The organism is Sphingomonas sp. Leaf37 (assembly GCF_920939475.1).
Taxonomy (GTDB): Bacteria; Pseudomonadota; Alphaproteobacteria; order Sphingomonadales; family Sphingomonadaceae; genus Sphingomonas.
Map to the genome: position 1 here is coordinate 430,654 of NZ_CAKLAX010000004.1, position 12,078 is coordinate 442,731.

At 66.2% G+C, this 12,078-nt stretch carries 17 protein-coding genes; all 17 read left to right on the forward strand.

Going from position 1 to position 12,078, the window contains the following annotated elements; genetic code table 11:
* Positions 1 to 92: 92 nt before the first annotated feature.
* The 17 genes from LRA87_RS15850 to LRA87_RS15930 all read left to right on the forward strand — a co-directional run bounded on the left by LRA87_RS15850 (position 93) and on the right by LRA87_RS15930 (position 12,051).
* Positions 93 to 575 carry a DUF6362 family protein gene (locus tag LRA87_RS15850; protein ID WP_230781555.1) on the forward strand — a complete coding sequence of 161 codons (483 nt, stop codon included), beginning with the start codon at positions 93 to 95 and terminating at the stop codon, positions 573 to 575.
* Between the two features lie 151 nt (positions 576 to 726).
* Entirely contained in the window at positions 727 to 1,113 is a 387-nt protein-coding gene (locus tag LRA87_RS15855) for a hypothetical protein (protein ID WP_230781556.1), read from the forward strand.
* A gap of 112 nt (positions 1,114 to 1,225) precedes the next feature.
* Complete coding sequence (locus tag LRA87_RS15860; RefSeq protein ID WP_230781557.1) at positions 1,226 to 1,849, forward strand: P27 family phage terminase small subunit; 624 nt, start codon at positions 1,226 to 1,228, stop codon at positions 1,847 to 1,849.
* Position 1,850: 1 nt separating this feature from the next.
* Positions 1,851 to 3,593, forward strand: coding sequence for a terminase large subunit (locus LRA87_RS15865; protein WP_230781558.1), 1,743 nt, complete (start codon positions 1,851 to 1,853; stop codon positions 3,591 to 3,593).
* Positions 3,594 to 3,655: 62 nt separating this feature from the next.
* Positions 3,656 to 4,918, forward strand: a complete 1,263-nt coding sequence (locus tag LRA87_RS15870; protein ID WP_230781559.1) for a phage portal protein — start codon at positions 3,656 to 3,658, stop codon at positions 4,916 to 4,918.
* On the forward strand, positions 4,915 to 5,817 hold the full coding sequence (locus tag LRA87_RS15875) for a S49 family peptidase (protein WP_230781560.1): 903 nt from the start codon (positions 4,915 to 4,917) through the stop codon (positions 5,815 to 5,817). The genes LRA87_RS15870 and LRA87_RS15875 overlap by 4 nt, the downstream gene beginning before the upstream one ends.
* 98 nt (positions 5,818 to 5,915) lie before the next feature.
* A complete protein-coding gene (locus LRA87_RS15880; RefSeq protein ID WP_230781561.1) occupies positions 5,916 to 7,355 on the forward strand; it encodes a phage major capsid protein in 1,440 nt (479 codons plus the stop codon).
* Between the two features lie 73 nt (positions 7,356 to 7,428).
* Positions 7,429 to 7,854, forward strand: coding sequence for a hypothetical protein (locus tag LRA87_RS15885; protein ID WP_230781562.1), 426 nt, complete (start codon positions 7,429 to 7,431; stop codon positions 7,852 to 7,854).
* 75 nt (positions 7,855 to 7,929) lie between these two features.
* Positions 7,930 to 8,484, forward strand: a complete 555-nt coding sequence (locus tag LRA87_RS15890; protein WP_230781563.1) for a hypothetical protein — start codon at positions 7,930 to 7,932, stop codon at positions 8,482 to 8,484.
* A 4-nt stretch (positions 8,485 to 8,488) separates the two neighbouring features.
* Entirely contained in the window at positions 8,489 to 9,037 is a 549-nt protein-coding gene (locus tag LRA87_RS15895; RefSeq protein WP_230781564.1) for a head-tail connector protein, read from the forward strand.
* Complete coding sequence (locus tag LRA87_RS15900) at positions 9,037 to 9,387, forward strand: head-tail adaptor protein (RefSeq protein ID WP_230781644.1); 351 nt, start codon at positions 9,037 to 9,039, stop codon at positions 9,385 to 9,387. The genes LRA87_RS15895 and LRA87_RS15900 overlap by 1 nt, the downstream gene beginning before the upstream one ends.
* Positions 9,387 to 9,959: an HK97 gp10 family phage protein gene (locus LRA87_RS15905; RefSeq protein ID WP_230781565.1), complete on the forward strand. Its 573-nt coding sequence runs from the start codon at positions 9,387 to 9,389 to the stop codon at positions 9,957 to 9,959. Before LRA87_RS15900 ends, LRA87_RS15905 begins: the two co-directional genes overlap by 1 nt.
* The gene (gene gp17 / locus LRA87_RS15910; protein WP_230781566.1) at positions 9,956 to 10,357 is read left to right on the forward strand and encodes a tail completion protein gp17; all 402 of its coding nucleotides are present in this window, start codon (positions 9,956 to 9,958) and stop codon (positions 10,355 to 10,357) included. The genes LRA87_RS15905 and gp17 overlap by 4 nt, the downstream gene beginning before the upstream one ends.
* Positions 10,358 to 10,368: 11 nt before the next feature.
* Positions 10,369 to 10,545: a hypothetical protein gene (locus tag LRA87_RS15915; RefSeq protein WP_230781567.1), complete on the forward strand. Its 177-nt coding sequence runs from the start codon at positions 10,369 to 10,371 to the stop codon at positions 10,543 to 10,545.
* Positions 10,546 to 10,613: 68 nt separating this feature from the next.
* The gene (locus LRA87_RS15920) at positions 10,614 to 11,063 is read left to right on the forward strand and encodes a hypothetical protein (RefSeq protein WP_230781568.1); all 450 of its coding nucleotides are present in this window, start codon (positions 10,614 to 10,616) and stop codon (positions 11,061 to 11,063) included.
* A gap of 110 nt (positions 11,064 to 11,173) precedes the next feature.
* Positions 11,174 to 11,620, forward strand: coding sequence for a hypothetical protein (locus tag LRA87_RS15925; protein ID WP_230781569.1), 447 nt, complete (start codon positions 11,174 to 11,176; stop codon positions 11,618 to 11,620).
* A gap of 8 nt (positions 11,621 to 11,628) precedes the next feature.
* The gene (locus LRA87_RS15930; RefSeq protein WP_230781570.1) at positions 11,629 to 12,051 is read left to right on the forward strand and encodes a phage tail assembly chaperone; all 423 of its coding nucleotides are present in this window, start codon (positions 11,629 to 11,631) and stop codon (positions 12,049 to 12,051) included.
* The last annotated feature ends 27 nt before the right edge of the window (positions 12,052 to 12,078 follow it).

Sequence of the window (12,078 nt, forward strand, 5' to 3'; positions counted from 1 at the left end):
TGCATGTGCATGCGCGATAATGCCTATACTGTCAGACTATCCGTAAGAGAGAAGAAATGGATAATACTTCAGATTGGACCTTTGATCGGGTGGTGGAGCGATTGGTGGAGGCCTGGGGGTTCCTCTGGCGGATGCCCGATCGCGAGGCGGGTTGGCTGCGGGACGTGCAGGCCAGCGCGATCTATGAGCAGGGGCAGATCAGCCGGCAGGACCGGTGGGCACTCTACCAGATCGACAGCGACGACTACGACCGGGACGCCATGCCGAAGCTGCCGGGTCTCCGGACTGCCGAGGTCGACCGCATGAATGAGGCCCTCGGTTGGGTGGAATGGGTCGACCCGGCGCATCGCCGGCTGGTCGGCGTCGTGCTTCAAACCCTGTATCGCAATGAGGAGGCGCAGCTGCCGTGGGGTCGCATCGCGCGCAAGATCGGGTGGGCGGGCCATCCCGATACCCTCGCCAAGCGGTGGAGCCGTTCGGTCACCCGGATCGCGCAACGCCTTGATCGGCAGGAAAATGGCGGATTTACGCGCCTAGAGGCGGTCAACCCCTCGAATGCTCTAGGGGTCAAATAAACAATTCGGTCTCTAGGGGTCTGTGGCCCTAATTACCGATACGTTCGGCGAAACGTGCATCCCCCGACGGGTCGCTGAACTTCCTCCCTGAACCTCCCGACGGGCGGCATGACTTCGGTCCTGCCGCCCGTCGTGCTTTGGATCGCTGCCTATGCCGGTCCGGCCGCCGACGTTTCGTCCTCGCGGTCGCACCCATGGTGCCGACGCCCGGCGCGAGGTCGACCGGCAGCGAGGATCGGCATCGGCGCGCGGTTACGACGCGGACTGGCAGCGCGCTGCCAAGGCGCATCTGATCGCGCATCCGCTCTGTCGGTATTGCGAGGTCGGTGCGTGGGACGGTCGCCCGATGGTGACGGCCGCGACGCTGGTCGACCACTATCATCCCCATCGCGGGGATCGAGCGGTGTTCTGGGCTGCCGAATGGTGGGTCAGCAGCTGCAAGGCCTGTCACGACGGACCAAAGCAACGGCTGGAGCGCAGCGGGCGCGGCGACATGGCCGCGCTGGCGCGCCGCCTCGGCCTGCCGGTCCGGACCTGACCTGATGGGGGGGGTGGTCGAAAGTTCGGGGGGATCGCCCTCTGGACCGCTCCGTAACGGCATGAATTTCGGCGCGGAATTGGCGGGAAAGTTTTTTTAAGGGAGGTGCGCGATGCGCGGACGCAAGCCCGACGCTCCGGGCCTTCAAGCGAGCATGGGAAACCCCGGCCGGCGCAAGTCGGCGGTGCAAAAGCGGATCGACGAAGCCAACCGCGTCGCCGATCTGCTCGCGCAGCCGCCGGTTGGCGGTGACCCGCTGGCGGCACCCGCGATCATCGAGCATGGCTCGGCCGCGGCCGTCGCCGTGTGGCGTGATCTGGCGCCCCGGCTCCGGTCAACGCATCGGCTTCAGCCGCATCACCGGCCGATGTTCGCGCTGTTCTGCGTCTACTTCGCCGAATGGGTCGTCGCGAATGAGGACGTGACCCGGAATGGTCACACCCAGAAGGTGAAGACGGTGGCCGGTGGAATGATGGAGCGCACGCGCCCGATCGTTTCAATCCGCGACCGCGCCTTCGACATGGTGATGAAGCTGTCGGAGCGGTTTGGCCTGACGCCGTCCGACGAATATTCGCTGTTCCGTGACCAAGCGGTGGCCGCCGCGCAAAACCCCGGCCTGTTCGATCACGCTACGCCGCGGGCGGAACAGCCGCAGGCGGCGGAGCCGGAGGCGCCCAGTTCGTTGATCGGTTCCCTCGGCCGCATGGATTCGCGGCCGCCGCCTCGTCTAAACTGAGGTGGCGGACAAGACAGGCGGCTGGGATGCGGACCTGCCGCAGTGGCTGATCCGCCACGCGGACGAGCCGATCTACGAGTGGGCGCGGCTCGCTTGGGATCGGGCGGCCGCGGTGCCGGGCGCGTGGTTCGACCACGCCAAGGCAGATGCAGTGGTCGACCTCTGGCCGCAGGTGTTCCGGCTGACCGAGGATCGGTTCGCGGGCAAGCCGTTCCGGCTCGTGCCATGGCAGGAGATCATCGTCCGCCTGCTCGTCGGCTGGAAGGCACCGATCGAGGTTCTAGACCCCGACACGGGCCTGCCGATCGAGGAGCATGTCCGCATATTCCGGCGGCTGCTGCTGTGGGTGCCGCGCAAGAACGGCAAGTCCGAGTTCCTCTCGGCCCTGTCGCTCCTGTTTTGGGCGCTCGATTCGGTGGTCGGCGGTCAAGGTTACGTGTTCGCCCGCGATGAAAAGCAGGCGTTCACGATCTTCAACAAGATGAAGTCGATGATCGCGCAGGCTCCCGAGCTTGCGCGGGAGTGCCAAGCGCACAAGAAATCAATCTACCTCAAGCCGTCGGCTTCGCTGTTCGAGGTCATCACCGGGTCGGAAGAGGGGAAGCACGGCAAATCGCCGACCGTGATCGCGGGCGACGAGATGCACGAGTGGCGCAGCCGCACTGTGGAAAACACGTTGCGGCAGGGCACCGGTGCCCGCCTCCAGCCGATCGAACTGTATGCGTCGACCGCCGGCCTGAAGACGAACGCTACTGGCGTCGAACTCTGGGACGAAAGCCTTGCCATCGTAGAGGGCAGGGTGTCGGACCCGACGACGCTGGTCGTCGTGTTTGCTGCGCCTGAGGATGCAGCGTGGGATGACGAGGCGATCTGGGCGGTGGCGAACCCGTCGCTCGGCCTGTCACCGACGTTGCAGTTCCTGCGGCGCGAGGCGGCCATCGCGAAGGACAACCCGCGGGCGCAGGCGCACTTCAAGTGCTATCACCTCAACCAGTGGGTGGACGTCGTCGTTCGCTGGCTGAACATGAAGGCCTACGACGCCTGCAAGAGCGGCAAGGAGGCTTGGCGCACTGCTTGGAACCGGATGAAGGGGCGCCGCTGTTATGCGGCGGCCGACGTCTCATCCACGGTCGACGTCACCGCCTTGCTGCTGATGTTCCCGCCGGAGGGCGACGAAACGGCCTGGACGATCATCCCGGCCTTTTGGGTGCCGGAAGATACGCTGGCCGAGCGCGTCCGCGCCGATCGCGTGCCCTACGACAAATGGCTTGCTGCCGGCGCGATCGAGACAACGCCCGGCAATTTCGTCGACCAGAACTATGTCCGGCGCCGGCTGCTCGACGCCTTCGAACAATTCGAGGTCCTCGGTTTCGGCTACGATCCTTGGAACGCGATGAAGCTGGTCGCCGACCTTCAGGCGGACGGCATCGAGCCGGACATGATGATATCGATCCGGCAGGGCATCCAGTCGCTGGGCGAGCCGACCAAGACTTTCGAACGGATGGTCTACGCTGGCCAGCTGGATCACGGCGGCCAGCCGGTGTTGCGCTGGATGGCTAAGAACGCCGTCGTGCGGTTCGATGAAAACCTGAACTATTCGCCGGCCAAAAAGCGGTCGGCGGAAAAGATCGACGGCATCGTTGCTGCCGTCATGTGCCTCGCGGTCGCCACGGCGGCTGATGAGGACCCCGGCTCGGTCTACGAAGACCGGGGATTACTCGAAATCGATTTGCAAGAGGTCTGAGAATGGGGCGGTGGCATGACATTGGCGCCGCCCTTTTCGGGCCGCCTCGATCCGTTGGCGACGTGGGCGCGCACGGTGCGCAGCGTGAAGGCGGCTGGATGCGCTGGATCGGCGGTGGCAAGTCCGACGCCGGTGTTGATGTAAATCACTATTCGGCGGTGACGCTGCCGGCGGTCTACGCCTGCATCAACCGAATTTCGAACCCGTTCGCCTACTTCCCGCTATCGATCCGACAGAAGAACCCCAGCGGCAGCGGCAGTTCGCCGGTGACCGAGCATCCCATGGCGCAGCGGATCGGCCTCCGGCCGAACGACTTCATGTCCTCGCGGACCCTGCGCAAGACCAGTCAGGCGCATGCCCTCATGTGGGGCAACGCCTATCAGGAGATCGAGCGCAACGGCCGCGGCGAGGCGATCGGGCTGTGGCCGCTGCTGCCGAATGCAACCGCACCGGTGCGGGATGGTGATGCGCTGAAGTACCGGACGACGATCGACGGCCGGCAGTTCAAGCTGGATCAGGCCGACGTCCTGCATGTGATGGACCTCAGCCGCGACGGCTATGTCGGTCTGAGCCAAGTCGCGTTGTTCCGACAGGCGATCGGCATGGGCCTCGCCATGGAGAAATTCGGCGCGAAGTTCTTCGGCAACGACGCGAAATCGGGCGGGTTCCTGATGCACCCCGGCCGGTTGAGCGCAAATGCGCAGGGCAATCTGAGCAGGGGCGGCAAGCCCGGCGAGAAGGTGGCGGCGGACAATCCCGGCGCACGCCTGCAAGATCAAGGCGGCCTCGACAACGCTCATCGCGTGAAGGTCCTCGAAGAGGGCATGAAGTTCGTCCAGACGATGATTCCGCCGGAAGATGCCCAGTTCCTCGGCAGCCGCGAGTTTCAGATCGCCGAGATCGCGCGCATCTACGACGTTCCGCTGGTGTTGCTCCAGAGCCACGAGAAATCGACCAGCTGGGGGACCGGCGTCGAGCAGCTGATGATCGGCTTCGTGCAGCAGACGATCGGCCCATGGGTCGATGCCTGGGAGCAAGAAATGAACTGGAAGCTCTTCACCGCGGCCGAGCGGGAACAGGGCCTCTACGTTCACTTCAACATAAAGGCGCTGCTGCGCGGCGACATGGCCGCCCGCGCCGCCTTCTACAAAGGCATGTTCGAACTCGGCATGACGGTGAACCAAGTCCTCGGCCTCGAAGACATGGATGGCATCGGCGCCGATGGCGACGTCAGCTTCGTGTCCAACAACGTCCAGCCGATCGGCCGCGCGATCAATCCGCCCGAGCCGAACCCCATCGTGCGACCGCCGGAGCCTGCGCAATGAAGTATCCGTACATCCTCGCCGCCTTCGCTTCGGAATACTGGGCGATGGAGGAATCCAAGCTGCTGGCGATCGTCGGCCTGCTCACCATGCAGGCGGAAGGGGTCAAGTTCACGGCCGAGGAAATCGAGGCACGTATCTCACCGCAGACCGCCGCGGCGGTTGCCCGCCGCGAAGGTGCCGTCGCGATCGTGCCACTGCGCGGCGTGATCTCGCCGCGCGCGAGCATCGTGCCGAACAGTTCGACCAGCGGCGGCACCACGGCCGAGACGTTCGCGGCGCAGATCGACCAGATGGCCGATGACGCCAGCGTGAAAGCGATCATTGTCGATGCTGACACGCCCGGCGGCAACGTGCTGGGCGTCGACGAGGCGTCCGCAGCCATCGCTGCTGTGAAGGGCAAAAAGCCGATCATCGTGCAGGTGAACGGCAACCTTGCCAGCGCCGGTTACTGGGTGGGCTGCTCGGCCGACGAGATCGTGATGACCCCGTCGTCGCAGGCCGGCGCGATCGGCGTTCGCACCGCCTATGACGATCTGACCGCCGCGATGGCGAAAGAGGGCATCGCGCGCGAGATCATCGCGGCCGGCAAGTTCAAGGGGGAGGGGCTGCTCGGCCCGCTCAGCGACGACACCCGCGCCTACATGCAGAGCCGCATCGATGACTATTACGGCATGTTTGTCGATCGCGTTGCGGCCGGCCGCGGCGTCGCCGCCTCGAAGGTTCGCGACGGCTTCGGCCAAGGCAGGATGCTCGGCGCGGCAGCAGCCGTGCGCGAAGGCATGGCCGACCGGATCGCCACCATGCGCGAGACGCTGGCACGCTTCGGCGCCGGCCCCGACGCGCCGCGGGGCGGTGCGCCAGAGCGTAACCGCCGCGCACAGGCGCTTGCCCTGATCTGATCTGCTCGCCTCGGCGGTGGAAATAGCCCCGTCTGCGCGCCGGCGTAGGCGGCGGTCGAACGTGTCCGGCACCCTGCAAAACCAAAGGCAGAACATTCATGTCCAAGACCATGCTTCTGGCCGCAGCGTCCGCCGCGGTCCTGATCGGCCCCATGTCCGCGATCGAGCGGCAGCGCGGCCGCTACATGCGCAACCCGGAAGGCCACGGCAATCGCCCGGACCCGCAGGCCTCGCTGCAAGCGCTGCGCACCCGCCGATCGACGGCCGTCGCATCCATGCAGGCGCTGATCGACGCGGCCGAGGCTGATGATCGCGAACTGACTGCCGAAGAGACGGCGCAGTATGACACGCTGGCCGCCGAGGCGACGGGCCTGAAGACCCGCATCGATCGCGTCGCCGACGTCGCCGCGGCGAATGCCTCGCTCGACGCCAGCACGGGTTCGATCGGGCGCGGTCAGCGCCCCCAGCGCGGCCCGGAAGCGCGTACCAGCTTCGACAGCCTCGGCGAGTTCATGTCGGCCGTCCGGTTCCGCCCCAACGATCAGCGCCTCAGCTTCATCGAAGGGATCGGAACCGCCTCCGACGACACCGGCGAGATGAGCGCCGAGATGCGGATGGACAACGGCCCGTCCGGCGGCTTCATGATCCCGACCGAGTTCCGCGACACGATCATGAGCGTGCCGCCCCAGTCGGCGCTTGTTCGCCCGCGCGCCACCATCATCGCAGCCGGCGACCAGCCCGACGCGTCTCTGACCATGGGTGCTCTCGATCAGTCCGGCACCGGCCCCGGCAGCCAGTTCGGCGGTATGACCTTCAAGTGGATCGGCGAAGGCGACCAGAAGCCGGAAACCGACATGAAGCTGCGCGAGGTGACGCTGACGCCGCACGAGATCGCCGGTTTCATCACCGTCACCGACAAGCTGCTGCGCAACTGGACCGGGGCGACCACCTTCCTCGAGACCCAGATGCGTGCCGGTGTCGCGGCGGCCGAGGATTGGGCGTTCTTGCGGGGCGACGGGATCAGCAAGCCGCTCGGCGCGCTGAATGCCGGCGCGACCAAGTTCGTCAATCGCAAGCTGGCCAACCGCGTCACCTATGAGGATTTGGTCGCCATGGAGGCGGTCTGCCTGATGCGCGGCGACACCTCGCCCGTGTGGTCGATCCCGCAGTCGGTGTTGCCGCAGCTGCGCACGATGACCGACCCCGCGGGTCACTACATCTGGGTCGCCAGCACGGCCGAGGGTGCGGCCAAGACGGGCTACGCCGGTACGTTGCTCGGCTACCCGGTGCGGTGGAACAACCGCGCCCCCCAGCTGGGCGGCAAGGGCGACATCCTGCTCGCCGATTGGTCCTACTACCTCGTCAAGGATGGCGCCGGTCCGTTTGTCGCCGCGTCCGAACACGTCCTGTTCACCAGCAACAAGACGGTCATCAAGATCTTCTGGAACGTCGACGGGACGCCCTGGCTCACCAAGCCGATTTCGGAAGCGAACGGCTACGAAGTCTCGCCCTTCGTCGGCCTCGACGTCCCGGCCTGATCTGACCGGCCTGCCGCGGGCGGCGGATCGTCGCCCGCATCCCCCCAGCCTCACACCATGAGGACCATCACCGATGCGTGATCTTTCGAACATCGTACATCCGGTCGTCGCCATCGCGCCGGCCGCGCCCATCACGGACAACACCGTGCTGACCTCCAACATCATCGACAAGGCGGGTTACGAGAGCCTTGTGTTCCTGATCCTGCTCGGCACCCTCGCAGCCGCGGCGGCGACCTTCGCCGTCACCGTCGAGCATGGCGATGCGGCCGACCTGTCGGACGCCGCGGCGGTCCCGGCGGCCAACCTGACCGGCACGCTGGCGCAGGCCAGTTTCGACCAGGCGGCCGACAACAAGTCGCGCAAGATCGGCTACACGGGCGCCAAGCGTTACGTCCGCCTCAAGATCACGCCTGCCGGCAACAACGCGGCCGCGCCGATCTCCGCCCTCGCCCTGCTTGGCGACGGTCGCTTCATCCCGACCCCAAATCCGCCCGGCTGATCCACGCCCACCAACGAACCCGGACACCATGCCGGCGGGGTCTGACGCCCCCGCCGATCATATCAGGAGAGCGTCATGAAGCATTACATGGTCACGGCTGAACTGGTCGACGAGACCAGCGGCAAGCGGTTCATGCCGGGCGATACCTTCATGCCCGCCAGCGAAAAGCAGCGGAAGCGCCTGACGGACGCTGGCTGTCTGGGTGATGAAGAGGTCGATCCGCTGGATGGTCTGGACGATCTGCCGCTCGGCGTCCTGACGCGCGAACACCTCGAAAACATCGCCTTCGCCATTGCCCGCCAGCAGATTGCGGACGCGTCCGATGACGATCTGCGCGATGGCATCGCAAGTCACCGCGAGCGCCGGAATGCGCTGGCGAACGCCGAGGCATTCGAGCAGAGCGAAGGCGGCGCGGGGGGCACGGGCGGCGAGGAATCGAGCGGCACCGGTAGCGGGGCCGGCGATGACGACCGCGCCGATGGTCTCGATGGCAAGTCCATCCCGCAGCTGAAGAAGGTTGCTGAGGAAGAGAATATCGACCTGACGGGCAAGACCCAGAAGGCCGACATCATTCCCGCGATCCGCGCCGCCCGCGTGACCCGCGCAGACGCTCTTCGCGGCGAGGGCTGACACGATGCGTGTCGTCGTCGTTACCCCGCCTCAGCCGGTCGTATCGTTTGAAGACGCGGTCGCGCGGCTGAAGCTGGATAGCGACGACGACGAACGCGACGACGTCGAGGCGATGATCGCCTCGGCAACAGCACAACTCGACGGTCCCGATGGGTGGCTTGGCCGCTGCCTGGGCGAACAGGTGCTGGACGCCCATTTCTCGGGGTTCGACGATCTTTACCGGCTCACCCTGCCGTGCGGCCCGGTGATCGGCGTTGATGCAGTGTCGTGGCTTGGTCGGGATCGCGTTCGTCGGCAGGCCGAGGCGGCGGATTACGATCTGGTCGACAACGTCCTGTATTCGGCAGGATCGCCGGTCTGGTCAGGCGTGCTTGTTCGTGATGACGCCCTGACGGTGCGATATCGCGCCGGCTATTCAGAGGTTCCGGCACCGATCCGCGATGTAATCCTGCTGATGGTCGGCAACGCCTACCGAAACCGGGACGTCGACGCGCCGGTCGCCATCACCACGGCCGTCACCAATCTGGTGACGCCCTACCGGCTGTATGCGTGATGGCTGTCCTGCCGGCGGGATCGTTGAACAAGCGCATCCGGATCGAAGCGCCGCTGATCGACAATGCGCCGGACTCGGCCGGGTCGCGCGATTGGCGGCTTGTCGCGAAGGTATGGGCGAACATTCAGGACGTCCTGCCCAGCCGCAGCGAAAAGCTGGCCGAGGGGATCAACCTCTCGACACGGCCGGCACGCGTCAGGATGCGCCATCGGACCAATATCACGCCCGACATGCGCTTCGTCTACCGCGACCGTGTCATGCAGATCGTCGCCGGCCCCGCTGAACTGGGAGCCAAGGTCGGCATCGAGTTCATGGTCGAGGACTATTCGACCGCGGGCAATTCGGCCTGATGGCCAAGCGGCGGGGCGGCGCCGGCTGGCGCGGCCGCATGGAACAGCTTCCGCAGCAGCTGATCAGGCGCGTGTTGCCCGGCGCGGCGCGCAGCGGCGCCAAGGTCATCGCCGGGGAGGCAAAGGTGCGGCTTGGTGGCCGTGTTGCGGAGGCCGGCGGGGGCGCCAAGGTACTGATCGCCGATGCGATCAAGGTCCGGTCGAAGAAGCGCGAGGGCCTGATCGTCGCGCGCGTGCTGCTGGACGGCCCCGGCGCCTATGTGGGTCGCTGGCTGGAATACGGGACCGACCCGCATTTCATCACCGTTGACGATGGCCAGCGGCAGGGCCTGACGACCCGCCGGGTGAACCGCAGGATCAAGGATGGCGACGCTGCGCTTCATGCGACGCTGGTCATCAACGGCAAGCCGGTCGGCGCCTCGGTCTACCATCCGGGCGCTACGGCGCATCCGTTCCTGCGGCCGGCGCTCGACACGACGCGAGCAGAGGCGCTGGCAGCAGCGCAATCGTACATCAACTCGCGGGTGAGCCGCGCAGGCATCATCGGCAATGACGAAGGGGACGATACGTGAGCGGCACGGGGATCGTCACCGAACTGCTGCTGGCCGATCCGACGATGGCCGCCATCGCGGCGCGCGGCGGCCTGAAAGAGGATCGCCTGCCGGACGGCGTCACGCTGACGGCGGTGCTGCTGCGGACGGTCAGCAGCACGGATCGACAGCCCCTGAAGGTGGGCGCGCTGATCCGCAGCAGCGAGCGCATAGCCGTCACCGTCCGCGCCGCGAGCGTCCGCGACCGCAAGGCTGCGATCAGGACGATCAGGGCCGCCTGCCACGGCAAGACGGGCGATCTGGCCGAGTGTTTCCGCGTGTCGGTCCGCACGGCCGGCCTCGGCCCCAGCGTCCTGGGGCCGGGCAACAGCTTCGAACAGACACAAGATTTCCGCGTCAGTTTCGACGCGCCAGCGTGAGGAGTGCCACGATGTCGACTGCCAAGAAGTTCTACGCGACCCGCGATTTCAACGACGCCGGGTCCGAAAAGTCATTCAAGTTCGGCGACGATGTGACGGGCGAACCCGGTGTCGCCAACTACGTGGCCGCCGGTGCCGCGTCCGACAAGAAGCCGCGGACGGCCAAGGCCGACACCACCGCCGCCTAACTCTCTTTCCTGCCCGCGACAGGACTGACCCGCCGGTCATCACCGGCTCATAGAACAGGAGCATGCACATGGGTCTTCAGACCGGAGCGGGTTCGGCAATCGCGATTTCGGTTGCCGCCCCCGCCACTCAGGACAAAGCCGGTTTCGCCGCGCTCACCTATACCGAGGCTGGCAATTGCGAGGGCATCGGCACGATCGGTGCGACCTTCGTTAAAACCGAGTTCCAGCCGCTGAAAGGGCCGAAACAGAAGCTGAAGGGCAGTGCCGACTATGGCTCGCTCCAGCCGAAGTTCGCGCTTGATGAAGCCGACGTCGGGCAGATGCTGTTCCGCACCGCGGCCGATGATGAGACGAACGCGCTCTACTCGGTCCGCGTGACCTACCAGAGCGGTGCCAAGCGTTACTTTCAGGGCCGCGTTTTCGGCTGGCCGGAAACCGTCGAGGGTGCAGACCCGGTGATGATGGCGACCCCGACCGTCGAGATCTGCACCAAGGTCGTCCGCGACCCCGCCTCCTGATCAACCCCCTCCCGGCGCCCGCGACGCCGGTTTCCATTTGCATCGGCTCGCCCCGCTCGTCGCGGGTTAGCGGGGCGGGTCGGTGCGCCATCCCCCGCGAGGATCAAATCATGTTCAACATCGCCACGCTGGCGGTCGCCACGACCGCTGCCCTGCACCTCAAGAGCGCAACCGGTGAACTGCTGTTCGCCGACACCGCGCGCAAGCTGCCGATCCGCATTCACGTCCACGGCCCCGGCTCGGCCGCCTATGGCGTTGTCGAATCGCGCCAGTCGACCCGCGCGCTCAAGCGCATGGACGACAACGACGGCAAGGTCGTTGCCGCGGCCCCGGAAGAACGCGCCAAGGCAGTCGCCGAAGACCTCGCGGCGATCACCGTCAGCTTCGAGAATTTCGAGTATCGGCCCGAAGGTGCTGCCAAGGACAGCCCGTCGTTGACCGGCGAAGACCTGTTCCGCGCCGTCTATTCCGACCAGCGGCTCGGTTTCATCGCGAAACAGGTGTCGAAGTTCGTCGGCGACTGGGGAAACTTCAGCGCCGCGTCGACGGCCGCCTGACGCTCTGGGTGCGGCAGCTGGCGTGGCTTCATGCCACGCCGAAGCCGCCACCCGGCAGCAAGCGCGCCAAGGCCGAGACGGACGTACCCCGTCTCAGCCGCATCGACGACCTCAAGCGGCGCAAGATCAATCCACGAATGCCGCCGAACCCGGCGCCGCATCTCACCGACTGGTTGATCGAGATCGGCCTGACGGAGGCGATGGGAATGGGCGTCGGCCCGATCAGTTGGCTCCAAATCGATGCCTGGGCATCGCGGTGCGGGCTGCCGCTCCAACCGTGGGAGGCGCGGCTGCTGCGCCGCCTGTCCGCCGCCTACGTCGCCGAAGGGCGCCGTGCGGAGGATGAGACCTGCCCGCCGCCTTGGCACGCGGCCCCAACTGCACGCGAGCGCGAAGACGAAGAAGCCGAGCTGATGAAGCTGCTCGGTTGACCATCAACCGGCCCGACGGCCGTCAAT